This is a genomic window from Mesorhizobium sp. (genome assembly GCF_024509055.1).
Lineage (GTDB): Bacteria > Pseudomonadota > Alphaproteobacteria > Rhizobiales > Rhizobiaceae > Mesorhizobium.
The window spans coordinates 1-1,843 of the sequence record NZ_JANINM010000315.1 but is presented as its reverse complement, the minus strand read 5'-3'; the positions used below and the strand labels follow the sequence as shown (position 1 = coordinate 1,843).

The 1,843-nt window shown below is 63.2% G+C and carries 1 protein-coding gene and 2 pseudogenes; 1 reads left to right on the top strand and 2 read right to left on the bottom strand.

Annotation, left to right across the window (positions count from 1 at the left end):
• Positions 1–518 (bottom strand): annotated as a pseudogene (gene obgE, locus Q0L57_RS14005) (GTPase ObgE); the annotation flags it as partial.
• 200 nt (positions 519–718) lie between these two features.
• Between obgE and Q0L57_RS14000 the strand changes: the two are divergent.
• Positions 719–1,582: an endonuclease/exonuclease/phosphatase family protein gene (locus Q0L57_RS14000; protein WP_296743543.1), complete on the top strand. Its 864-nt coding sequence runs from the start codon at positions 719–721 to the stop codon at positions 1,580–1,582.
• Between the two features lie 163 nt (positions 1,583–1,745).
• On the opposite strand, the pseudogene Q0L57_RS34255 reads toward Q0L57_RS14000, so the two are convergent.
• Positions 1,746–1,843: pseudogene (locus tag Q0L57_RS34255) on the bottom strand (N-acetyltransferase); the annotation flags it as partial.

The following is a 1,843-nucleotide window of genomic DNA, read 5'->3' as shown; positions in this document are numbered from 1 at the left end:
GACTTGCCGGCGTTCGGCAGGCCGACCAGGCCGGCATCTGCGATCAGCTTCAACCGCAGCCAGATGCTGAGCTCCTCGCCGGGCAAACCGGGATTGGCCCGGCGCGGCGCCTGGTTGGTCGATGTCTTGAAATGCTGGTTGCCGAAGCCGCCATTGCCGCCCTTGGCAAGCAGGAAGCGTTGGCCGACCACGGTCAAATCGCAGATCAGCGTCTCATTGTCCTCGGCGAAGATCTGCGTGCCGGCAGGCACTTTCAGCGTAATGTCGGCTCCCTTGCCGCCCGTCATGTTGCGACCCATGCCGTGCATGCCGGTCTTGGCCTTGAAATGCTGCTGGTAGCGATAGTCGATCAGGGTGTTCAGCCCGTCCACCGCTTCCGCCCAGACATCGCCGCCGCGGCCGCCGTCGCCGCCGTCGGGCCCGCCGAACTCGATGAATTTCTCGCGCCGGAACGACACCGATCCGGCGCCGCCGTCGCCGGAGCGAATATAAACCTTGGCCTGGTCGAGGAATTTCATAGGATTTTCGAGGTTTCTGCTGATTGCCTTGCGCGATTGCTCTAAACCAAGGCGGGGCCGAGGGCGAGGCTGTTTTGTGACGAAAGCGCAGGCTGACGCTGTTGCAGGCGCCGCGAACGCGCTAGCACCGCCCGATTGTGAAGGATTCCGCGCGACGATCGTTTCGGGTTTTCGCGACTTGTGAGTGTTGGAGTACCGGAATGAAGATCGTCACCTACAACATCCAGTACGGCATCGGACTCGACGGCAAATACGATGTCGACCGTATCGCCAACGCGGTGCGCGGCGCCGATGTGATCGCGCTGCAGGAGGTGACACGCAACAATCCGCGGAACGGCGATCGCGACATGGTGGCCGAGATCGGCGAAGCGTTGCCCGACTATTTTGCCGCCTATGGCAGCAATTTCGAGGTCAATATCGCCTCGCGCCTGGAGAACGGCCGCGCTGTCTCGACGAGTTTCCAGCTCGGCAACATGGTGCTGTCGAAGACGCCCATCCACCTGTCGCGCAATCTCCTTTTGCCGCGCAGCCGCAGCCTCGAGACGATGAACTTCCAGCGCGGCGCGCTCGAGGCGCTGATCGAGACGCCGCTCGGCTTCATCCGCTTCTATTCCACGCATCTCGACCACCGCAGCCCCGTCGAGCGCCAGAGCCAGATCCGCTTCCTGCGCCAGCGCCTGCTCAACTATGCGCTGGAGGGCGGCGGCCTGTCCGGCATTCCCGAGATCGGCCTGCCCGACCTGCCCTATCCCGAAGCCTTCATCGTCATGGGCGACTTCAACATGCTGCCGGGATCGCCCGAATATGTCGAACTCGCCGGCCGTCCCGACCACGAATTCGGCATGCCGCTCACCGCTGATCTCGCCGTCGACGTTGCCCAGCGTCTCGATGTCGCCGGCCTGGTCACCTGGGTCGATCCCGAACGGCCCGAAGACCAGAGCCGCCACAAATGCATCGACTACATCTTCACCAGCGCCTCGCTTGCCAGATCGCTGAAGCACCTGTGGTCCGACCGGCAGGCCGCCGGCTCCGACCATCTGCCGCTCTGGGCCGAGCTGAGCTGAGTCGCCTTCTGGCACCGGGGCCTAGGCATGTTGCTATTCAGGTCAGGCCGAGCCGAAAATGATGGCTTCCGAGAACCGGAGCGGAGCGTACTTAAAGTACGTGAGCACCGGAAGCACAGGAAGCCGGCATTTGCAGGCCGGCCTCACCTGAATTTCAACATGACTAGAAGTGGACCCAGTTGCGCAGGCTGGTCCACGTCTTCCTGTCCAGGCGGTAGCGCTCGACCGGCACCTGGCCGGCGACGATCGAGTTCAGCATGC

Coding starts and splice junctions, on each gene's coding strand:
- Q0L57_RS14000 (WP_296743543.1), top strand. CDS start 719: ATGAAGATCGTCACCTACAACATCCAGTACGGCATCGGACTCGACGGC.